The organism is Clostridium sp. DL1XJH146 (assembly GCF_054819755.1).
In genome coordinates this window covers 95,263-116,773 of record NZ_JBTVVN010000008.1, presented here as the reverse complement: position 1 = coordinate 116,773, position 21,511 = coordinate 95,263, and the positions used below count along the sequence as shown (strand labels likewise).

The 21,511-nt window shown below is 30.4% G+C and carries 19 protein-coding genes, 1 pseudogene and 1 riboswitch; of the genes and pseudogenes, 10 read left to right on the top strand and 10 right to left on the bottom strand.

The features are described from left to right. From ACVHXK_RS06095 to ACVHXK_RS06055, 9 genes are all read right to left on the bottom strand, one after another. Positions 1 to 987, bottom strand: coding sequence for a type II secretion system F family protein (locus ACVHXK_RS06095; protein ID WP_461205481.1), 987 nt, complete (start codon positions 985 to 987; stop codon positions 1 to 3). Then, a complete protein-coding gene (locus tag ACVHXK_RS06090; RefSeq protein WP_461205480.1) occupies positions 981 to 2,417 on the bottom strand; it encodes a CpaF family protein in 1,437 nt (478 codons plus the stop codon). The genes ACVHXK_RS06095 and ACVHXK_RS06090 overlap by 7 nt, the downstream gene beginning before the upstream one ends. Before the next feature lie 3 nt (positions 2,418 to 2,420). Beyond that, positions 2,421 to 3,263 carry an AAA family ATPase gene (locus ACVHXK_RS06085; protein ID WP_461205479.1) on the bottom strand — a complete coding sequence of 281 codons (843 nt, stop codon included), beginning with the start codon at positions 3,261 to 3,263 and terminating at the stop codon, positions 2,421 to 2,423. A 27-nt stretch (positions 3,264 to 3,290) separates the two neighbouring features. Continuing rightward, positions 3,291 to 4,013 carry a Flp pilus assembly protein CpaB gene (gene cpaB, locus ACVHXK_RS06080; RefSeq protein WP_461205478.1) on the bottom strand — a complete coding sequence of 241 codons (723 nt, stop codon included), beginning with the start codon at positions 4,011 to 4,013 and terminating at the stop codon, positions 3,291 to 3,293. Between the two features lie 8 nt (positions 4,014 to 4,021). Next, complete coding sequence (locus ACVHXK_RS06075) at positions 4,022 to 4,945, bottom strand: TadE/TadG family type IV pilus assembly protein (protein ID WP_461205477.1); 924 nt, start codon at positions 4,943 to 4,945, stop codon at positions 4,022 to 4,024. 212 nt (positions 4,946 to 5,157) lie between these two features. Beyond that, positions 5,158 to 5,538 carry a TadE/TadG family type IV pilus assembly protein gene (locus ACVHXK_RS06070; protein WP_461205476.1) on the bottom strand — a complete coding sequence of 127 codons (381 nt, stop codon included), beginning with the start codon at positions 5,536 to 5,538 and terminating at the stop codon, positions 5,158 to 5,160. Then, a complete protein-coding gene (locus ACVHXK_RS06065; protein ID WP_461205475.1) occupies positions 5,535 to 6,053 on the bottom strand; it encodes an A24 family peptidase in 519 nt (172 codons plus the stop codon). Before ACVHXK_RS06065 ends, ACVHXK_RS06070 begins: the two co-directional genes overlap by 4 nt. 177 nt (positions 6,054 to 6,230) lie before the next feature. Beyond that, positions 6,231 to 6,422: a Flp family type IVb pilin gene (locus ACVHXK_RS06060; RefSeq protein ID WP_461205474.1), complete on the bottom strand. Its 192-nt coding sequence runs from the start codon at positions 6,420 to 6,422 to the stop codon at positions 6,231 to 6,233. A gap of 15 nt (positions 6,423 to 6,437) precedes the next feature. Next, positions 6,438 to 6,782 carry a DUF192 domain-containing protein gene (locus ACVHXK_RS06055; RefSeq protein WP_461205473.1) on the bottom strand — a complete coding sequence of 115 codons (345 nt, stop codon included), beginning with the start codon at positions 6,780 to 6,782 and terminating at the stop codon, positions 6,438 to 6,440. Between the two features lie 62 nt (positions 6,783 to 6,844). Beyond that, positions 6,845 to 6,932: riboswitch (cyclic di-GMP riboswitch) on the bottom strand. Between ACVHXK_RS06055 and ACVHXK_RS06050 the strand changes: the two are divergent. The 4 genes and pseudogenes from ACVHXK_RS06050 to ACVHXK_RS06035 all read left to right on the top strand — a co-directional run. Next, a pseudogene (locus ACVHXK_RS06050) lies at positions 6,909 to 6,977 on the top strand (hypothetical protein); the annotation flags it as partial. (Overlaps the previous riboswitch by 24 nt.) Before the next feature lie 284 nt (positions 6,978 to 7,261). Continuing rightward, positions 7,262 to 8,314 carry a LacI family DNA-binding transcriptional regulator gene (locus ACVHXK_RS06045; RefSeq protein ID WP_461205472.1) on the top strand — a complete coding sequence of 351 codons (1,053 nt, stop codon included), beginning with the start codon at positions 7,262 to 7,264 and terminating at the stop codon, positions 8,312 to 8,314. Between the two features lie 74 nt (positions 8,315 to 8,388). Beyond that, positions 8,389 to 10,830 (top strand): GH36-type glycosyl hydrolase domain-containing protein, encoded by a 2,442-nt coding sequence (locus tag ACVHXK_RS06040; RefSeq protein ID WP_461205471.1) that lies wholly within the window; start codon positions 8,389 to 8,391, stop codon positions 10,828 to 10,830. Positions 10,831 to 10,922: 92 nt separating this feature from the next. Continuing rightward, positions 10,923 to 13,334 (top strand): GH36-type glycosyl hydrolase domain-containing protein, encoded by a 2,412-nt coding sequence (locus ACVHXK_RS06035; RefSeq protein WP_461205470.1) that lies wholly within the window; start codon positions 10,923 to 10,925, stop codon positions 13,332 to 13,334. 135 nt (positions 13,335 to 13,469) lie between these two features. Here the strand turns inward: ACVHXK_RS06035 and ACVHXK_RS06030 are convergent, their stop codons facing one another. Beyond that, positions 13,470 to 14,105, bottom strand: a complete 636-nt coding sequence (locus tag ACVHXK_RS06030) for a helix-turn-helix transcriptional regulator (protein WP_461205469.1) — start codon at positions 14,103 to 14,105, stop codon at positions 13,470 to 13,472. A gap of 413 nt (positions 14,106 to 14,518) precedes the next feature. Between ACVHXK_RS06030 and ACVHXK_RS06025 the strand changes: the two genes are divergently transcribed. The 6 genes from ACVHXK_RS06025 to ACVHXK_RS06000 all read left to right on the top strand — a co-directional run bounded on the left by ACVHXK_RS06025 (position 14,519) and on the right by ACVHXK_RS06000 (position 21,507). After that, positions 14,519 to 15,457 carry a ketopantoate reductase family protein gene (locus tag ACVHXK_RS06025; RefSeq protein WP_461205468.1) on the top strand — a complete coding sequence of 313 codons (939 nt, stop codon included), beginning with the start codon at positions 14,519 to 14,521 and terminating at the stop codon, positions 15,455 to 15,457. A 65-nt stretch (positions 15,458 to 15,522) separates the two neighbouring features. Beyond that, a complete protein-coding gene (locus ACVHXK_RS06020) occupies positions 15,523 to 16,521 on the top strand; it encodes a LacI family DNA-binding transcriptional regulator (protein WP_461205467.1) in 999 nt (332 codons plus the stop codon). 355 nt (positions 16,522 to 16,876) lie between these two features. Next, positions 16,877 to 18,265, top strand: a complete 1,389-nt coding sequence (locus tag ACVHXK_RS06015) for an ABC transporter substrate-binding protein (RefSeq protein WP_461205466.1) — start codon at positions 16,877 to 16,879, stop codon at positions 18,263 to 18,265. 126 nt (positions 18,266 to 18,391) lie between these two features. Then, positions 18,392 to 19,336, top strand: coding sequence for a carbohydrate ABC transporter permease (locus tag ACVHXK_RS06010; RefSeq protein WP_461205465.1), 945 nt, complete (start codon positions 18,392 to 18,394; stop codon positions 19,334 to 19,336). Beyond that, positions 19,337 to 20,173 carry a carbohydrate ABC transporter permease gene (locus tag ACVHXK_RS06005; protein ID WP_461205464.1) on the top strand — a complete coding sequence of 279 codons (837 nt, stop codon included), beginning with the start codon at positions 19,337 to 19,339 and terminating at the stop codon, positions 20,171 to 20,173. Between the two features lie 11 nt (positions 20,174 to 20,184). After that, complete coding sequence (locus tag ACVHXK_RS06000; protein ID WP_461205463.1) at positions 20,185 to 21,507, top strand: GH1 family beta-glucosidase; 1,323 nt, start codon at positions 20,185 to 20,187, stop codon at positions 21,505 to 21,507. Positions 21,508 to 21,511: the final 4 nt, after the last annotated feature.

Sequence of the window (21,511 nt, the reverse complement as noted above, 5' to 3'; positions counted from 1 at the left end):
CTACACCTCGATTTTTGTTAGTTTATTAATTAAAATGAATCCAATAATTGCAGAGAAAGCACTTATACAAATGAGAATAATTCCTATTGCACTTGTGAATAAAAGTTCAATATATTCTGGATTTATTAAGTATATTGCAAACCCAAGTAGGATTGGTAAACTACCTATTACTCTTCCAGAAAGTCTTCCTTGAGAGGTTAGCGTATGAACTTGTCTTTGAATTCTTATTCTTTCTCTAATAGTGTTTACTATTATTTCAAGAATACCGGCGAGATTTCCACCTACTTGTCTTTGAATTAATATTGCTTGTATTAATAATTCAAGGTCATCAGAGGGCATTCTTTTGTTTAGATTATTTAAAGCTTCATCCATAGTTACACCGTAACTCATTTCCTTCATGAGTATACCAATTTCTTCTTTTATTGGTGAGTCACATTCTTCTACAACAGTTTTTAATGCTTGAGGGAAACTATAGCCAGATTTTAAAGATCCGATTATTATATTTATCATATTTGGTAGTTCACTGTTGAATTTATCAGTTCGAGCCTTTGTTTTTCTTTTTACCCATATATTTGGTAGAAAATATCCAGCGATTCCACCGATAAATAAAAATATGAAATTATTTAAAATGAAGAATAGAATACCACCTAGAATAGCGGCTAGTACCCATTTGGACATTAAATAATCTTCAGCATCGATATCTAAGCCGGCACTTATTAACAATTTATCGATTTCATCGTGATTTGAATTTGGTAGGTTTTTTCCTATATATTTATTCAAATTTTTTACTTTAAAAACAGTTAATTTATTCTTTTTAGTCTTCGTACTGTGTACTTCTATATTTTTAGTTTTTTCAGAATTAAGGTAATAATTTATTCTTTTTTTTACTCTTCTACTAGAAACTATAAGTGAGTAGAAGATTGATAATATAGATAGAAAGCAAAACAAAAATAAAAATACCAAAATTAGAGTTTTAATAGCTACCACTCCTCTAGATTAAATATAGAATCAGGAATTTCTAAACCTGAAGAAATAATTCTATCATAAAATTTAGGTCGGATTCCTGTTGAAATCATATTACCAATAACTTTTCCGTTTTGATCTTTTCCTTGCTGTTTAAAAGTAAAAATATCTTGTAGTACAACAATATCACCTTCAAGGCCTTGTACTTCTGTTATGCTTACAATTCTTCTTGTTCCATCGCTAAGTCTTGATTGTTGAATTATTAAATCAATAGCACCAGCTATTTGCTGACGTATAGCTCTAACAGGAAGATCCATACCAGCCATTAATACCATAGTTTCAAGACGAGCAATCATATCTCTAGGACTATTTGAGTGACCTGTTGCAAGGGAACCATCATGACCAGTATTCATAGCTTGAAGCATATCTAGGGCTTCGCCACCACGGACTTCACCTATAACAATTCGCTCTGGCCTCATTCTTAAGGAGTTTTTAACTAAATCTCTTATAGTTATAGCACCTTTACCTTCTATGTTAGCAGGTCTTGATTCTAATGAAATAACATGATCTTGAGTAAGCTGTAGTTCTGCGGCATCTTCTATAGTAACTATTCTTTCATCATTTGGAATGAAGGAAGAAAGAACATTTAGAGTTGTTGTTTTACCAGAGCCTGTCCCTCCACTAATAAAAATATTTAATTTTGCTTTAACACATGCATCAATGAAGATAGCCATATCTTTAGTTAATGTTCCAAAATTTATTAGATTTTCAATTGTAAAAGGGTCTTTAGAAAATTTTCGGATGGTTATAGTAGGGCCATTGAGTGCAAGGGGAGGGATTATGGCATTAACTCTAGAGCCATCAGGGAGTCTTGCATCAACCATAGGACTACTTTCATCTATTCTTCTTCCTAAAGGAGAAACTATTTTTTCAATTATATGCATAACATGCTGGTTATCTTTGAATTGTATATCTGTAAAAACTACTTTGCCTTTTCTTTCAACGTAGACGTTATAAGGGCCGTTTACCATAACTTCACTTACATCTTCATCATTAAGCAAAGGAGTTATTGGTCCATATCCGGTTAAATCATTAATTATTTCTTCTACAATGCCTTTTCTGTCAACACCACTGAAGTATTCTCCATCTTTTTTTATAAGTTCAAGAGATATTAAGTCTATTTTAGGAGCTATTTTTTCTACATCTTCATCTTTGAATTGAGTCATTATAGTTTTTTGAATTCTGTTTTTAAGTTCTTGGTCTTTAGGTGTTTTATTTCTTGTTGTTGTATTATAAACAATTTTTTGTAAGGGGTTATTTTTAGTTTCATATTTATTGGTAACATTATGTTTTTGTTCTTTTTTATTTAATGTTATTTTATCTCCTGTTAAGGTATTCGTTGTATTATCACTACTAGTATTTTTCTTTGTGTTGATTCTTTCGATGAGGCCCATATTTTACCTCCTAGTTCCTTTATCTTTTTTAGGGAAGAGAGAAAAACTTTTCTTTTTTCTTCTAGTACGTTTATTTGATTTTTTATATTCTAGGATTTCATTTGCTAAATCGTTAATTTCTTTTGTGATTTTTTCTTTAGGTTTATTAAGTATAAAAGGAATACCTATGTTCAAAGATTTAGATACAACTTTGAAATTGTTTGATATATATATTAAATTATTTAATGATAGTATATCTTTTACATCTCTAAATTTAATAACACTTTCCATATCGCCTCTATTGACAATAACTTTAATTTTATCGTCTAAATCTAAGGTTTTAAGAGTTTTAAGCATTATTTTTGTGTTTTTTAGGGTTGTCATTTCTAAGTCTGTAATCAAAAAAACTTTATCAGCTTTTTCTATGAAGCTGATATTATGTTCTGTAAGACCAGTCCCTAAGTCTGCTACTAAGAATTTATTTTGTTCCAATATTTTGTTACATATTGAGGCAATTATTTCTGGTGTGATTAATTCTGCATATTCAGGTTTTAAAGGTGCAGATAGAATTTTTAGTCCACTTTCGTGTTTTTGAAGATAATTTGAAAGCATATTATTATCTAGTGAATCTATATCTTGAAGCATATCACTTATTGTGAGTTTAGGCTGTATATTTAGTGCCACATTTACATCGCCAAACTGAAAGTCGGCATCTAGTATACAGGTTGAATAACCCTTTTGGGCAATGGTCACAGCTGTATTAACGGAAATAACTGTTTTTCCTACTCCACCTTTGGCGGCTACAAAAACAATTAGTTCACCTTTTGATATATTATCTGAACCATATTTATTGGTATTTATATTCATAGGCTTCACCATCTTTGATTTGAATGTTTATTTATTGGGGAATATTTTACTTTTTAATGAAAGTGTTAGATTTCCTTTTTCATTTGCTCCTACAAGAGTTACCACATCTTCAGAAGTTAATTCTAATGTGACAGATACATATTCAACTTCATTATTAGTATTTACCGTAGAAGATTCATTATTACTATTTAAGATAATATCACTAGTATCTTTCTTAGAAAGTCGTTTACCTACAGCTAAAATTCTAACATTTTGCAGTAAGGTTGTAGTTATTACTGTTTCTTTGGAAGTAATAGTGTCTTCAACTATTTCGCTGAAAATGACATCAACATAATCTTCAGGTTCAATTAAATTTGAAACAGACTCAACAAAATTAAATTCTAAAGATAAGGCTCTATAGCCATCTTTTATTTTATTTGTAACAAAATCATCCACAGTCAATTGATTAATAAAACGATCAGAAAACAGGATTTCACCTTGTTTTATATCTATAGCAGCATAGGTGCCTAGTATATCTTCAGCATTTCTTATGGCTTCTGGATGTACTGATTCTGAGTTAAGTTCTTTTGTTTCTAGCATTTCTGATGTGATTTTTTGATTTTGATTAATATTAATGTTTGGAACAATGATTTGTACAGTGTTTTCTTCTTTAGTGTATTTTGCATCAAGGGTTTTTAAATATCTACTGAAAAGAAAAGTAGTTGTTAATGCCATAAGTAATGCCAATATAAGAATATGTCTTAATTTCATAGTTTCACCTACTCTGTTAATTTTACGGTATATGCACCGGTGGTTTGTAATGTTTTATCTCCATATCCAGTTCCTACTCTTTTAATAAAATAACCTACTATTGACGAATCATGTGTATCAACGGGTTCTTTTAAATAGAAATAAGCAAAACCAGTTATTTTAACTTGGTCTAGTTGACTTCCACTAAATTTATAGGGTTCATAAACTAAAACTAATATAATTCTTGAACAATCTCTTTCGGTGTAATCATCAATTGGATGATTACAGGAGTTTAATCTAAAATCAATAGCATTGATTGTTTTGCCTTCAATGTTTCCGGTTTCAGTATTTATAATATCTCCTATAGTTAGTTCACCGTCATAACCATACATAAGATCCTGTTCATATAATTTTGCACCAGGTCCTGAAAGAGCTAAAATACCAAAGTTTCCATACTCGGAATCACCAGAATCTACTTTTAGAGTATATTCTTTGAAATACTCTAGAGGAATATTTTTATTTATACCTAGGGGTACGGCGCCACGACCTGAACTCATAGGAGCTAATTCGGCAGAGGAAGTAACTTGAACTTTTTGGCTATCCATATTAAAAAGTTTTAGAAAATACATAGGAACTTCTTTTTCTAGTGTTAATGAAAGTTTATAATTTGTAGTTGTATCTATTGATAAATTTTTAATACTATTTTCTTCACCATGAGCTAATAGTATTTGGTTTACAACATAATTAACGGAAGAATTGCTATTTGGTAGTTCTTGAGCACCTGATAAAACTGCTGCCTGGGCTGTTTTTCTTAAATGGCTTTTAGTATTGTATAAAATACCAACGTCAATTACAGAACCAGCTATGCCCATAAGTATTACTAAGAAAAGTGAAAAAATGACTACCACGCTTCCGGATTCTTCTTCTACAAGGTTTCTTTTTTTAAATAGCATAATATCTCACCTGCTTTTATTTAACGGTTAACGGGGAACAGTGCATAGTTCACAGTTCACAGTTCACAGTTTAAGGATGATTTTGCAACGCAAAATCTATAATTTAATTAATTAATTGATTAAAAGATTTTCGACCAAAGGGAGAAAATCATCCATAATTGTGCATTGTGCATTGTGCATTGTGCATTGTGCATTTATATTTATATTTACATTCATTCCACTCTCATAGTGGATTGAGTACTGACTTCAAAGGGAGATGGAATAAAGTTACTAATAATTGGGGTTATATAGTTAACTTCATAGGTTATTTTCAAAGTAACATAATCTCCAGGGTTTCTTGTCAAATCATTTGGTGATATATTTACAACGATTGTATCTTTATCAGGAAGATCAACATTAGTATTTATATAATTATCTATTTCATTATCACTAGAACCTAGAGAACTCATTCTTACAGCTTCTTGTGTTACTAAATTTAAATGCATAGATGCATAAAGAATTCTTCCAAAATCAATAATTGCACATAATAGAAGTAAAAGAATAGGGAGTACTATTGCAATCTCTACCATTGATTGGCCTTTTTTTACTTTCATATTATCCATGCTCCTTTAAAGAATAAACAAATTAGAGCTCCACCAACAATAGCAATACCATAAGGATACTTTTGTGTTAAGGATGAAGAAGGTTGATCGATTTTATATTTAATTCCATTAAATAAAGAAAATATCCAAGTTACAATTGTTTTAAAGAAGTTCTTTAGTTCTTTTTTATATACAATAATCACAAGGGCAATTATACCGCCGATTAGTGCCATATATAAGGCTGTATTTAGAACAAATACACTTCCTTTTATAGCACCGATTAGCGCTAATAATTTTACATCGCCTGCCCCTATGCCACCTAAGAAATATGGTGTTAAGAGTATACTTAAACCCACTATAAAACCTAATATGGATGATTTAAATCCACTGAAACCGTTTGAGGTTATATGAATTACTATTACAGCCAAAAGAGTGGGATAGATTATTTTATTATAAATTTTTTGATATTTTAAATCTGTAATGAGACATACAATTAAAACTGAAATTAATATTATATCTAAAATCATTTTCTTCACCTCTTTTACACAAAAGGCCGTCCATTTAGTGGAAGGCCTTTTGTGTGGGTAGCTTAATGTTTGTTTTTGAATCAATAGTGGTATTGATTGGTTATTATTAGATAACTATGGTTGGTTAAATGGGTTTTGTGGTATTAATTTATTAGTGGTTTAAAATCATTGTTCTTTTTAAGGTGCTGGTGCTGCAGGTGTTTCGCTACTTAAATTGTCAATAATACTTTGTATTAATGCACTAATTTGAGTTCTTAAAAGTACAAGAACAGCTATTATTCCGATTGCTACTATTCCTAAAACTAGTCCGTACTCTGTCATACCTTGACCATGTTCGTCTACAAATAAATTTTTCATTTTCATTAACATAGGTAGACCTCCTTTTTAAATAAGTTCTAATACTTGTCCTATTCTTAACTGACTTTTTTCAATCATTCCATTAGATAGTTCTATTACAGCCACTGCATTTTGGTGGGGTTTTCCTAGTTTGTAGGGTTTCATATTTTTATCAATAGAGATGATCTGATTATTAATATCAAGATATAAAACGTCAATAGCGTAGTTCATAAAATATGTATGCACTCCATTACATGGATGAATATACATTGCAGTCTGAGGTGATAGTTCTTTTGTAAACATTAAGCCTTTTAATCTTTTAAAAAAAGTATTAGCCTCAACTACATTAGAAACTACTATAGTACCATTAGTCTTATTTTTCAAAGAAAGCAAAATATTACCTCCTGATGATAAAAAACTACTCATACTTAAAGGTATGAGTAGTTTATCAAACCTTCGGCAACTGGCTGACATAATGTTTTAAACATGTTAGTCCCTTTAGTTTTGCGTCATTAGTTTTCACTAATTTTGCTATTATCGAGTTTTATATCTGTTATTATAGTAATAGTGTACAATAAAAAACAGTAAAAAACAAGCTATTTATAAAAAATTTAATAAAAAAAAGTAATACAATTCAAAAACTAAAAAAAATATACAAAATAAAATAATAAATGTAGGAAAATTATCGAATATAAGGTGACAATATTTATAAGATATAAAAATAATACATTGAAATAGTTGTAAATAATTAGAAAAATATTTGACATTTTAGAGATAATAGGTTAAAATAAACGCGTGTTTATAAATTCTATTTGTTGTTTAATATAACATAAAAACTAGTATCAGATTGCAAGCTGGAAGAAGGTGTAGATATGAAAAGTATCGATATAGCAAGGCTAGCGGGGGTATCACGTAGTACTGTATCTAGGGTTATTAATAACTATCCTAACGTTCCTGAAAAAACCAGACAAAAGGTTATGAAAGTTATCAATGAATATAATTATATGCCTAACTCATATGCAAGAACACTAGCAGGTAAAAACAGTAATACTATAGGATTATTTTTTATCATTCGTGATGGATTGGAAAATGGGGATAGATTATTTAAGAATGATTATTTTGCTTCATATCTTGATATTCTTGTTGATATGGCAAATGCAAAAGATTATTATGTGCTTGTAAGTATTGTATCTGATGAAAATAAGTATTTGAAAATAAACCAAGCTTTTTCAGAGAAAAGAATTGATGGTGGGATAATTATAGGAACTGAAAATGATACTTTATCCCGTATAAATGCACAAAACTTTAATACATCTATTATTCTATTTGATTACGATATGAATAAAGAAGAAGCTAAGAAATATGAAAATACTAATTTTACAATTATTAATTCTAATGATCAAATTGGGATAGAGAAGGCTATAGATTATTTATATAATCTTGGACACAGAGAAATCGGTTTCATTAAAGGTAGAGAAACTTCTAGGTCTGGAAATGGCAGATTTATTTCATTTAAAGAAGCGATGAAAAGAAAAAATCTAAATATTAATGAAGAATATCTTTTAGAGGGTGATTTTTCAACTGATACAGCTTATTTAGAAGTTAAAAGAGTTATTAATAATAATAAACTAGCTTCTGCGTATATAAGTGCAAATGATTACATGGCTTTAGGCGCTATTAGAGCTTTTAAAGAAGAAGGTTATAGTGTACCAGGTGATATATCAATTGTAGGATTTGATAATACCAATAGGGCACAAGAATTTGACCTTAAATTAACAACTATTGGACCAAATTTTTATGAAATGGCTAAAAAAGCAATTAATGTACTTGATGATCAAATTAAGGACCAAGAAAAAAAATATAATCTGCAGGTTTATGAGTATGCTGTAGAGTTTTTTGAAAGAGATACATGTAAGAAAGTGTAATAGATATTTTTTTCATAGTAAAATAAACGCGTGTTTATTTATAAATTTATAATATATTAAGGAGGTTTATAACAATGAAATATGGATTTTTTGATGATGCAAATAAGGAATATGTAATTACGACACCAAAGACACCATATCCTTGGATTAACTATTTGGGAAGTGAAAACTTTTTTTCTTTATTTTCAAACACAGCAGGTGGTTACGCTTTTTATAAAGATGCAAGGTTAAGAAGGATTACTAGATATAGGTACAACAATGTACCAGTTGATAATGAAGGTAGGTATTTTTATATAAAAGACAAGGATACAGTATGGTCACCTGCATATAAGCCAGTTAAAACAGAGTTAGATTTTTATGAATGTAGACATGGTCTTGGTTATTCAAAGATAACTGGAGAAAAAAATAGAGTGAAAGTAGAGCAAACTTCTTTTGTGCCATTAAGACATAATTGTGAAGTTCATCAAATCGAAGTTACAAATAATTCAGAAGAAGTAAAAAACATTAGTTTATTTTCATATATTGAATTTTGCTTATGGGATGCTAATGATGATATGACTAATTTCCAAAGAAATTTAAGTATTGGAGAAGTAGAAATAGATGGGTCTGCGATTTATCATAAAACTGAATATAGAGAAAGAAGAAATCATTATGCTTTTTATTCAGTAAATGCTGACATTGATGGATTTGATACTGATAGAGAAAGTTTCGTAGGTCTATATAATGGATTAGATAATCCTGATGTAGTACTGCAAGGGAAGTCTAAAAATAGCATAGCAAGTGGTTGGTCTCCAATAGCATCTCAAATGATTGATATAGAGTTAAAACCTAATGAAAGCAAGAAATTAATATTTGTGCTTGGATATATTGAAAATGATAAAGATAATAAGTGGGAAAGCAAAAATATAATTAATAAAGATAAAGCAAAAGAAATGATGGATAATTTTAGTACTAGTGATAAAGTAGATGAAGCTCTAAAAGAGTTGAAAAACAACTGGGAAAACTTGTTGTCAGCATATACTGTAAATACTTCTGAAGAGGAAGTAAATAGAATGGTTAATATATGGAATACTTATCAATGTATGGTTACTTTTAATCTATCAAGAAGTGCATCTTTCTTCGAATCTGGTATAGGAAGAGGAATGGGGTTTAGAGATTCTAATCAAGATATTTTAGGTTTTGTTCATCAAATACCTGAAAGAGCGAAAGAAAGATTACTTGATTTAGCAGCAACACAGAAAGAAGATGGGGGAGCATATCATCAATATCAGCCATTAACTAAAAAAGGAAATCATGATTTGGGCGGTGGATTCAATGACGACCCTCTTTGGATGATTTTATCTGTAGCAACGTATATAAAAGAAACAGGAGATTTTAGTATTTTAGATGAGCAAGTTCCATTTAATAATGATGAGAATTTAAGCGAATCTATGATGGAACATTTAAAAAGATCTTTTTATCATGTTATTAATAATGTTGGGCCGCACGGGCTTCCACTTATAGGAAGAGCTGATTGGAATGATTGTCTCAATTTGAATTGTTTTTCAGATTCTCCAGGAGAGTCTTTCCAGACTGCACAGAATAATGCGGATGGCAGTGTAGCGGAATCTATATTTATTGCAGGAATGTTTGCTTTTATTGGACCAGAGTTTGCTGAGTTATGCAAGAGAAAGGGTCTTAATGATGAAGCATTAAAAGCTGAAAATGAAATTGAAAAAATGAAAGAAAAAGTTATTAAATATGGTTATGACGGTGAATGGTTCTTAAGAGCTTATGATGCCTTTGGGGATAAAGTAGGAAGTAATCAATGCGAAGAAGGAAAGATATTTATTGAACCTCAAGGTATGTGCGTAATGGGTGAAATTGGAGTTAAAGAAGGACTTGCAGAGAAAGCTTTAGATTCTGCCAGAAAATATTTAGATACAGATTATGGAATGGTATTAAATAATCCAGCCTACACTAAATATATGATTAATTTAGGTGAAATATCAACTTATCCACCAGGATACAAAGAAAATGCTGGTATATTCTGTCATAACAATCCTTGGGTTGCATGCGGAGAAACAGTTATTGGTAGAGGTGATGAGGCCTTTAACATATATAAGAAAATTTGCCCTGCATATTTAGAAGAAATTAGTGATATTCATAGGACAGAACCTTATGTCTATTCACAAATGATAGCAGGAAAAGACGCTATAAGGCATGGTGAAGCAAAAAATTCATGGCTAACAGGTACAGCAGCGTGGAACTATGTAACAATAACACAGTGGATTCTTGGGGTTAAACCAAATTATGATGGACTAGAAATTAATCCGTGTATACCAAAAGAATGGAAAGAATATACCGTTAGTAGAAGGTTTAGAAATACAACTTATAATATTCATATTCTTAATCCAGATGCAGTATCTAAAGGTGTAAAAACATTAAAAGTTGATGGAAAAATAGTTGAAGGTAATGTTATACCTGTTATAGAAGCAGATACTTGTGAAGTAGAAGTAATATTAGGTTGTTTATAATAATGAGCAATTAACAATGTGTAATCAATGATGATTTTTCTAAGTCAAATCTTTAAACATAAAAAATAGTCAAATTATAAAGGAGAATTCAAATGAAATATGGATATTTTAATAATGAGAAAAAAGAATATGTTATAACTAATCCTAAAACTCCTGTAAAATGGACGAATTATATTGGTGGTTTGGATTTTGGTGGACTTATAGATCAAACGGGGGGAGCACTTATATGTAAGGGAGATCCTGCGCTCAATAGAATTGTAAAGTATATTCCACAGATGCCAGCATCAGAACTTAAGGGGGAAACATTATATATTCGTATTAAAAAAAATGATGAATATATAGTATTCTCGCCATTCTATGTACCGACATTAACACCTTATGATTACTATGAATGTAGAGTCGGAAATGGTTATAGTGTCATAAAATCAGAAATGATGGGAGTTAGAACTGAAGTTACAATATTTGTACCTGTAGATAGTCAAAGAGAAATAAGAGATATAAAAGTTACAAATATATCTGGTGAATCTTTAGAAATTGACATAATACCATTTGTTGAATACACTCACTTTGAGGCTATGAAGCAATTTAATAATGCTGATTGGGTTCCTCAGACTATGCAATCTAAATGTGTAACTGAAGAAGATGGCAAAAGGATTATTAAACAATTTGCATTTATGAGGAAAGATACGGATATAAATTATTTTACATCAAATTACACAATAGATTCATTCGAAACAGATAGGAAGATTTTTTTAGGTGATAATGGATACGGAACATTCATGAAACCATTGAGCTTATTTGAAGAAAAATTGAGTAATTATGAAGCTTTAAGAGAAGATAACATTGTAGCTGCTTTGCATAATATGGGAACTATTGGACCAGGGGAAACAAAGAGGATAATAACACAATTAGGGCAGTATACTGATTTTGACTATGAAATGACAGAGATAGAAAAATATAGAGATGAGAAAAATGTTGATGAAGCCTTTATTAAATTAAATGCTCATTGGGATAAATATCTATCAAAATATCATGTTGAAACTCCGGATGAAGATTTTAATACATTAGTAAATATACACAATCCAAAACAATGTATGACTACTAAAAACTGGTCAAGATTTTTATCGTTATACCAATTAGGACTTGGGGTAAGAGGTATAGGATTTAGAGATACATCTCAAGATTTGATAGGTATTATGGGATTATGTGCTGATGAATCAGTTGAGATGATTGGGAAACTATTATCTATACAAAGAAGAAATGGCTGTGCCATGCATCAATTTTATCCATTAACAATGGAAGCAACTACAGGTGAAGCAACTTCTATGGAAGACAGAGAAGATTTTTATGGTGATGATCATCTGTGGATTATACAAACAGTTTGTGAGTATCTTAAAGAGTCGGCCGATTACGATTTGTTGAATAGAATGATACCTTTTTACGAAAAAGATTCTAGTGGTAAGCCTTTAGAAGAAGCTTCTATATTAGAGCATTTAACAAGAGCTATTGAATTTACACATGTGAATAAAGGTAGACATGGTATACCTTTATTAGGTTTTGCTGATTGGAATGATTGCGTTAATTTACCTAAAGGGGCAGAATCTATATTTAATGCAAACTTATATGGTAAAGCTTTATTAGAAATGATGGACTTAATGAAATATTTAGGTGACGAGGATATGGTTAATAAATATAAGGCTTATTATGATGAGATAAAGTTGACGGTAAATGATAATTGTTGGGATGGTGAGTGGTATTTAAGATATTTTGACCATGAAGGAAATCCTATGGGTTCTAAGGTAAACAAAAGTGGTATGATTTATACTAATGCTCAATCTTGGACTGTTATGTCAGGATTTGCAGAAGGAGACAGAGCTAATCAATCTCTCGAATCTTTAAATAAGTACTTGAATACTAAGAATGGTATTAAGTTAAGTTATCCTGGATATAATGGGTATGATCCTATATTAGGAGGGGTATCAACTTATCCACCTGGTGCAAAAGAGAATGGAGGAATTTTCTTACATTCTAATCCGTGGGTAATTATTGCGGAAACATTAGTAGGCAATGGGGATAGAGCTTTTGAGTATTATCAACAAATAAATCCGATTTTGAAAAATGATAAAATTGATGAATTTGAAGTAGAACCTTATGTATTCCCTCAAAACATTTTAGGAGATGAACATCCACAGTTTGGGTTAGGTCGTAATAGTTGGCTTTCAGGAACAGCTTCATGGGTTTACCAAGCTGCAACGAAATATATTTTAGGAATTAGAGCACATTATGATGGGTTAATAATAGACCCATGTATTCCAAAGGCTTGGGATAAAGTTAATATAACTAAAGAGTTTAAAGGTGCAATTTATAATATTACAATAGAAAACCCTAATCATATATCTAAAGGAGTTAAGCGTATTGTTGTTGATGGAGAAGAACTGCATACAAACAAGGCTCCGATTTTTGAAGATGAAGGAGTTCACAATATAGTAGCTTATATAGGCTAAAATAAAAGTAAATAAAATTATAAAGAAAAAGAATCAGATGTAATTAATCTGGTTCTTTTTCTTTATAATAGTTACTTATGAGTTTACAGCTTAAAGTATAATATAGAATAGCTAAGATATAATAAAGTTGATGGATTAAAACATATTTTTTAACTCGCGCTGATAATTATAAAGCGTAGCTTGGGATATAGAAAGAAGTTCGCATACCTTTGGAATTGCATCTTTTACATCAAATACACCTTTATCATCTAGTCTTTTAATAATGCTTAATTTATTTTGTTTTGAATCTAGAGAGAAAGGTTTAGATTTAGATATTTCTTCTATAATAATTTTAGTAGTAATTTGTTGTATAGTTTGATTTTTTTGGTTATCGCCTATGGATTCTAGAGGAACTGTTTTTGTTAGTAAACCTAATAAATTCTGCAATCCTTGTAAAGTAGAAATATCTTGATTAATACACAATGCATAGATAGGATTGCCGTAGTTATCTTTTATGAAGATTGTTGATGATTTAAGGGGTCTACCATCTTTAGAAGTACTTGAATATCCAATTAAACTGTTTAATTCATTAGTATGTCTTGAAAGCATAGAAAGAGTGCTTTTATCTTCTATATCGCCAATAGTTCTACCACTTAAATGGCCATTGCTTATAAAAATAATCTCACCGCTCTTTAGATCATGAATAAGTACTTCTGTTTCAGAACCTAAAAGTGTAGTGATGACTTGTGAAATGTTTTTTAAAATACTAATAATATCAATATTACTTTCCATAATTATGATTTCTCCTTTTAACTCAACTATGAAATTATGTACTAATCTAATAATGCGATATTTGTTTATTTTCATAATATTATAACTTAAAATATTTTATACATCAATAAATAATAGTATCTTGAATTATATAAGGTTTATAGATTTTTGTCTTGATTAATATAACCACAAATATTTTTAATACAAATCATTATGCATTCATATGGTACTTTTGTGAGTTTTGTTTTTAAAAGAGAGGATTTGACAATGCAATATTATATAGAGTTATATTTCCTTTGTGTCTATAAAAAACTTGACATATTTCTATAATAACTATAAAATATTTATAAATATTATAAAAATTTTATAAATACTATGAAATATAATTCATGTGGAATACTAAGTGGTATAAAAAAACTTATGGAGGAATTTTAATGAAAATTGCAATAATTGGTGCTGGAGTAATGGGGAGTTTAGTTGGATCAATGCTTAAAAAATCTGGGACGGATGTATGGCTTGTAGATACAGATAAGCAAAAAGTAAAAGCTATACAACAAGATGGATTAAAAATAACACTAAATGATAAGGTTGAGGATATAAAAATTACTGCAGTAAATTCAGCTACAGAAATAAATGAAAAGATGGATGTTATTATATTTCTTGTTAAGGGAGTATACACTGATGTTGCAGCTAAGGGAGCTAAATGTTTAGCGGATGAAAAAACATATGTTATGACATTACAAAATGGTATAGGAAATGTTGATGTACTAGCTAAGTATTATAATAAAGACAAGATATTATACGGCATTTTAGAGTTTGCAGGTAAATTAATTGAACCAGGACATATTAAGAGTTTTGTAGGTGAAAATTCAAAAATTTGTTTTGGGTCTACAACAAAAACAATAACTGAAGAAATGGTGAATTTAAAAGATTTAATAGAAAAAAGTGGACTTAAAGTTATTATTAGTGAGGATATTGATGGGGAAGTGTGGTTAAAATTGAAAAATAATTCTGTTAATGTACTTTTCGGATTATTAAGACTTCCTATTGGTAAGGGCTTATCAATTGATGGAACTGGTGAACTAGTTCATATGGTAAGGAATGAAGTTATGGAAGTAGCAAAGGCTAATGGAATAAAATTTTCAGATGATTTCGTAAATGATAAGAAGCAAGTGTCGGCAATTAGCCCGGAATTATACGAGCATATACCTTCAACAGCTCAAGATATGAAGGATGGAAGAATTACTGAAGTTGCATATATAAATGGATTTATATACAAAGAAGGACTTAGACTAGGTGTGCCAACACCTTATAATGAGCTAATATATAAGATGGTAAAGGTTATAGAAAAAAGTTATAAATTGCAGTATTAATTACAATATCTATCATAAATATGATATTATTAAGGTGTCTATTATTTATGAAAGTGGGTAATTTTATGGTTACAATATATGATATTGCAAAAAAAACAGGATATGCACCTGCAACAGTGTCCAAGGCACTTAATGATAAGCCGGATATTAGTGCTAAAACAAAAGAAAAAATTCATCGAGTTGCAAAAGAAATGGGGTATTCCCCTAATTCTCAAGCTATTGCATTATCAACTAATAAAACTTGGAATGTAGGGGTTTTATTTGAAGATGGTCAACATAGTGGGTTTACTCACTATCTGTTTTCAAGAGTTTTAGAAAGCATTAAACAGGAAGCAGAGTTCAATGGCTATGATATTACATTTATGTCAAAAAGCATTGCAGGTAAAGATACTACTTACCTTGAACATGCTCGTTACAGAAGATGCGATGGTATTATTATTGCATGTATAGATTTTAAGGCAAAAGAGATAAAAGAACTTGTTGAAAGTGAAATACCCGTTGTAGCTATTGATCATATTTTTGATACAGCAAGCACTGTTAAATCAGATAATGTTGATGGCATGCGTAAAATTGTATATTATTTAAAAGCTCAAGGACATAAAAATATTACATATATTCACGGTGAGACTAGTTATGTAACAGAACAAAGAATAGAAAGTTTTATAAAAGCTAATGAGGATTTCTTAGATTATGGTAAATTTAGTCTTATAGAAGGGGTATATTATTCTAAAAGTGATGCGTATAATAAAACAAATCTTCTTTTTCAGAAGGCGAAAGAAATACCAAGTGCAATTGTGTATCCGGATGATTATTCTGCGTTAGGCGGAATTGAATGTATTTTAGAACATGGATATAATATTCCAGAGGATATTGCAGTTGTCGGTTTTGATGGTATAGAATTGGGAGAAATAATAACTCCATCTTTAACTACAATAAAACAAGATACAAATAAAATGGGCAAAATAGCAGTACAACAATTGGTACGGCAAATTGAAAAACCTGAGGAGGAGAATGTTGTTATACAAGTACCGGTTAAATTGATAGAACGTGATTCTTCTAGATAAAGATTCCAATTAATACAAAATAAAAACCAATTAATACAAAAAAAACGCTTGCTTTATGCGTTTTTTTATTATATAATGTACTTAATCGGTTGAGAAAACGCTTTCAGGACTAAGACATTGGAATGGTGAACTTTATTATAGAGAATAAAGATATATTGATGTTTTAGTCTATTGTTTTTAAAGATAACTAAACCGGTTAAGTAATGATAACTATTACATTATGAGTTTTTTGGTATTTAAGAAACCGGTTAAGAAATATTTAGATTATGATTGAAAAATATAATAGAACAATTATGTCAGTTGTTCTAATATATTTTCATATATTAAAAAAATTATTCAAAAAGGGGTTGTAAAGATGAAAAAAATTATTGCATTGTTAATGACATTAATGATGGTGATGTCACTTGTAGCTTGTGGGGGTAACAATAATGCACCTGCAAATGATTCAAATGAAAGTAATAACGCAAATGCTAATGCAGACGCTAATGCCGAAGCAAATGCAGCAAACGAAGGAGAAAGCTCTACACTTGGAAATGCAGATGCTGACAAAACATTAGTTGTTTGGACATTTACTGATGAAATAAAAGGAATGATTGAGGATTATTATATAAAAGATAATCCGGATATTGATTATAATATTGAAGTTGTAGTAGTTCCAACAGAGAACTATCAAACAAAACTTGATCCTGTCTTAGCATCAGGTAAAAATGCACCAGATGTATTTGCAATGGAAGCAGCATTCGTTAAAAAGTATGTTGAATCTCCTTTCACAATGGATATATCAGAAGTAGGTCTTGAAGATAAAGCGGGAGATACTCTTCCTTATGTATTAGATGTAGCAAAAGATCAAGATGGAGTACTTAAAGGTCTTTCATGGCAAGGAACACCAGGTGCATTCTTCTATCGTCGTTCAATAGCAGAAGAATACTTAGGAGTGTCTGAACCGGATGAAGTACAACCACTTATAAGTGATTTTGACAAATTTATTGATACAGCACGTCTAATAGATGAAAAATCTAATGGCGAAGTACACATGATTTCAGGTGTTGGTGATTTAGTTCAAGTATTCTATGCAGATCGTGAACATGCTTGGATTGAAGATGACACACTTGTAATTGATGATACAATTACTGATTTATTTGAAACAGCAAAAATATTAAAAGATGAAGGATTAACTGCAGATGCTGAGCAGTGGGGTGAAGCTTGGTTTGCTAGCATGAGTGGAAATGATGTATTTGGATACTTATTACCTACATGGGGCTTACACTACGTACTTAAAACAAATGCAGAAAATGCAACAGACGGGACTACAACATCAGGCGATTGGGGAATGGTTCAAGGACCATCACCATATTTCTGGGGTGGTACTTGGGTTGGACTTCGTGAAGGAACTGAAATGGCAGACGCAGGAGCAGATCTTATTGAATATTTAACACTTAATGATGAATTCTTAACTACATGGGCTAAAGATACAGGAGATTTCTTATCAGACCAAGTTGTAGTTGATAGTATAAAAGATGATTTCTCAGAAGAGTTCTTAGGTGGTCAAAACCATTATGCTGCTTTTGCTGAAATGGCACCAAATATTAATGCATCAAATCTTCAAGGTAGTGACTATGATATCCAATCATTATTAGCAGAAGAATTAGAGGCTTATTCAAATGGTGAAAAAGATTTAGATACAGCTATGGAAGATTTTAAAATGGGCGTACAAAATGCATTCCCTAATATTGCAATAGATTAGTATGAAATATATAAGAAAGTATAGTAAATAATTTAAAATATTATTTATGAGAACATTTAAAAGGAAGTAGAGCTTTTCTGTAAAATTAGGAAAAGTTCTTCTTCCTAGTTAAAAGGAGGTTTTAGAATGACGGGAGAAATACTTTCAAATAAAAATGAAGCAAAGAAAAAAAAGAAACAAGTAGTTTCATATTCTAAATACGGTTATTTTTTTGTGGCTCCATTTGTTATAGCATTTTTGATTTTTCAATTATATCCTATTTTATACACTATTAATTTGAGTTTTACAGATTTAGCAGGTTGGGCAACTGAATATAAATATGTTGGATTTAAGAATTATACGGCTTTATTTGGTAATAAATTATTTCGACAAGCATTTGCAAATACATGGATAATTTGGATGATGAACTTTATTCCACAGCTAGTACTTTCGTTACTTTTAGCAAGTTGGTTTACAGATCTTAAATTAAAAATAAGAGCAACTGGATTTTTCAAGGTTACTTTATACTTACCCAATATTATTACTGCTGCATCAGTATCAGTTCTTTTCTATGCAATATTTGGGTATCCGTCTGGACCATTAAATCAAATCATGCAAAATCTTGGATTGATTAGCGAACCAATAAATTTCTTTAGAAGTAAAGGTATTACAAGAGGTACAGTTGCATTTATACAATTTTGGATGTGGTATGGATATACAATGATTATTTTGATGGCAGCAATTATAGGTATTTCTCCATCACTTTATGAATCTGCAATGGTTGATGGAGCAACTTCAAAACAAATGTTTTGGAAAATAACTATGCCGCTTATTAAACCTATTTTATTATTTACACTTATCACATCACTAATTGGTGGTATGCAAATGTTTGATATTCCGTTCCTTTTAACAGGCGGTGCTCCAAGCAATTCAGTTCAAACTATGACTATGTATATTTATAAGCAAGCATTTACTGGCGGACGCAACTATTATATAGCTGCAGCAGCATCTATGTTGCTATTTATTCTCATTGCAATTATTAGCGTAATTATTTTTAAACTTTTCAGACAAGATGATAGGAGGAGTGCTTAAATGGAAACAACAGGTCAAAAAATAAAGAAGTTTTTTATTTATTTACTACTTATCATTCTAGTTTGCTTGAGCATTATGCCGTTTTGGTTAATGTTTGTTAATGCTACACGTTCAACTGAACAAATACAACAGGGAATTTCACTTTTCCCAAGTAGATTTTTGAAGTATAACTGGGATGTTTTAACAGGAAGAGGGTTTAGTATTTGGAATGGTATGAGAAATAGTACTATAATTGCTTTTTCATCAACATTTCTAGGGATATATTTTTCGTCTATGGCTGCTTACGGTCTTGTAGCTTATGAATTTAAAGGACGTAAAGCTTTATTTACTGTTATATTAGTTGTAATGATGATACCTGCACAACTTAGTATGGTTGGTTTTTACAGATTTATGTTGAATATAAACTTAGTGGATTCTTTCGCTCCATTGATTTTAGGAGCAATAGCTTCTCCGGCTACTATATTCTTCTTAAGACAATATTTACTAGGCTCATTCCAAAAAGAATTAGTGGATGCGGCACGTATTGATGGAGCAGGGGAACTTAAAATATATCACAAAATTATGTTGCCAATTATGAAACCAGCGTTAGCAACTATGGGTATATTTGGAATAGTAGGTTCGTGGAATAACTATTTGATGCCATTAACGCTTTTAACAAGTGAAAGTAAATATACACTTCCAATGCTTGTTCAGTTATTAAAAGCGGATATTTATAGTACAGAATACGGTGGTATTTATTTAGGATTATCATTATCAGTATTCCCACTTTTAATTACGTACTTGTTCTTATCTAAATACATTATAAGAGGTATTACATTAGGCGGGGTTAAAGAATAGGAGGAAGGAAAATGTTTTCTAGAGATTTTATTTTTGGTGTTGCTACATCATCATACCAAATCGAAGGTACAAAAACTAAAGATGGTTATATAGAAAGCATTTGGGACGATTTTGCTAAGAAACCAGGGAAAATTTTGGATAAAAGCGATGGTAAAATAGCTTGTCAGCACGTTAAATACTATAAAGAAGATGTCGCGCTTATGAAAAGATTAGGCGTTGATTCATATAGATTTTCTATATCATGGGCAAGGATTATGCCAAAAGAAGGAGAAATATCACAAGAAGGAATCCAATTTTATAAGAACTTACTTCTTGAATTGAAAGAAAGTGGTATCAAAGCATCTGTAACAATGTATCATTGGGATTTACCACTTTGGATTTATGAAAAAAATGGTGGATGGATTAGTCGTGATACGGCATATTTATTCCTTGATTATGTTAAGGTCATTGTAGGTAAATTAGATGAATATGTTGACCAATGGATAACTTTAAATGAGCCACTTTGTAGTAGTTTTTTAGGATATCTAATAGGAAATCATGCACCAGGTCATAGAGATGTTACTGAGTATATAAAGGCAGTTCATCATTTGAATTTAGCACATGGGCTTGCGGTAGATTATTATAAAAACAGGTACAATAAACCAATTGGTATTGTACTTGTTTTAACACAAGTGTATGCTGCTGATAATTCATATAATAATAAATTAGCGGCTAAAGTTTCAGATGCAGTAGGCAATCGTGCTTTTTTAGATCCTATATTTAAAGGTAAATATCCAGATGATTTAATGATGCTTTTGTCAATTAAAGTTTCGGATTTTAGTTTTATTGAAGAAGGTGACCTTGAAATTATCTCTAGTAAAATTGATTTTCTAGGGGCTAATTTCTATACACATACCTTAGTAGAATATGATCCTACTAACTTGCTAATATCAAGAGGTGTTCATACAGAACATAAAAAAACAGGAATGGATTGGGATATTACGCCTTATGCTTTATATGATATGGTTAAACGAGTTAGAAATGATTATACAGACATACCAATTTATATTACTGAAAATGGTTCTGCATGGGATGACAAGCTTGATGAAGGCAAAGTACATGATGAAGACCGAATTAACTATTTAAATGATCATCTTCAAATTGTTAGTAAACTTAATGATGAAGGAATGAATGTAGTGGGGTATTTTGCATGGTCTTTAATGGATAATTATGAATGGGCTTTTGGATATGTTAAGAGGTTTGGAATTGTATATGTTGATTATGAAACACAAAAAAGGTATCCAAAGGATAGTTACTATAGATATCAAGAAATAATAAAAAGTAGAAAGCTATAGGGAG

Bases quoted from the DNA above. Each gene is read 5' to 3' on its own strand.
- ACVHXK_RS06090 (WP_461205480.1), bottom strand. From the start codon at position 2,417: ATGGGCCTCATCGAAAGAATCAACACAAAGAAAAATACTAGTAGTGAT.
- ACVHXK_RS06085 (WP_461205479.1), bottom strand. From the start codon at position 3,263: ATGAATATAAATACCAATAAATATGGTTCAGATAATATATCAAAAGGT.
- cpaB (WP_461205478.1), bottom strand. From the start codon at position 4,013: ATGAAATTAAGACATATTCTTATATTGGCATTACTTATGGCATTAACA.
- ACVHXK_RS06075 (WP_461205477.1), bottom strand. From the start codon at position 4,945: ATGCTATTTAAAAAAAGAAACCTTGTAGAAGAAGAATCCGGAAGCGTG.
- ACVHXK_RS06070 (WP_461205476.1), bottom strand. From the start codon at position 5,538: ATGAAAGTAAAAAAAGGCCAATCAATGGTAGAGATTGCAATAGTACTC.
- ACVHXK_RS06065 (WP_461205475.1), bottom strand. From the start codon at position 6,053: ATGATTTTAGATATAATATTAATTTCAGTTTTAATTGTATGTCTCATT.
- ACVHXK_RS06060 (WP_461205474.1), bottom strand. From the start codon at position 6,422: ATGTTAATGAAAATGAAAAATTTATTTGTAGACGAACATGGTCAAGGT.
- ACVHXK_RS06045 (WP_461205472.1), top strand. From the start codon at position 7,262: ATGAAAAGTATCGATATAGCAAGGCTAGCGGGGGTATCACGTAGTACT.
- ACVHXK_RS06040 (WP_461205471.1), top strand. From the start codon at position 8,389: ATGAAATATGGATTTTTTGATGATGCAAATAAGGAATATGTAATTACG.
- ACVHXK_RS06035 (WP_461205470.1), top strand. From the start codon at position 10,923: ATGAAATATGGATATTTTAATAATGAGAAAAAAGAATATGTTATAACT.
- ACVHXK_RS06030 (WP_461205469.1), bottom strand. From the start codon at position 14,105: ATGGAAAGTAATATTGATATTATTAGTATTTTAAAAAACATTTCACAA.
- ACVHXK_RS06025 (WP_461205468.1), top strand. From the start codon at position 14,519: ATGAAAATTGCAATAATTGGTGCTGGAGTAATGGGGAGTTTAGTTGGA.
- ACVHXK_RS06020 (WP_461205467.1), top strand. From the start codon at position 15,523: ATGGTTACAATATATGATATTGCAAAAAAAACAGGATATGCACCTGCA.
- ACVHXK_RS06015 (WP_461205466.1), top strand. From the start codon at position 16,877: ATGAAAAAAATTATTGCATTGTTAATGACATTAATGATGGTGATGTCA.
- ACVHXK_RS06010 (WP_461205465.1), top strand. From the start codon at position 18,392: ATGACGGGAGAAATACTTTCAAATAAAAATGAAGCAAAGAAAAAAAAG.
- ACVHXK_RS06005 (WP_461205464.1), top strand. From the start codon at position 19,337: ATGGAAACAACAGGTCAAAAAATAAAGAAGTTTTTTATTTATTTACTA.
- ACVHXK_RS06000 (WP_461205463.1), top strand. From the start codon at position 20,185: ATGTTTTCTAGAGATTTTATTTTTGGTGTTGCTACATCATCATACCAA.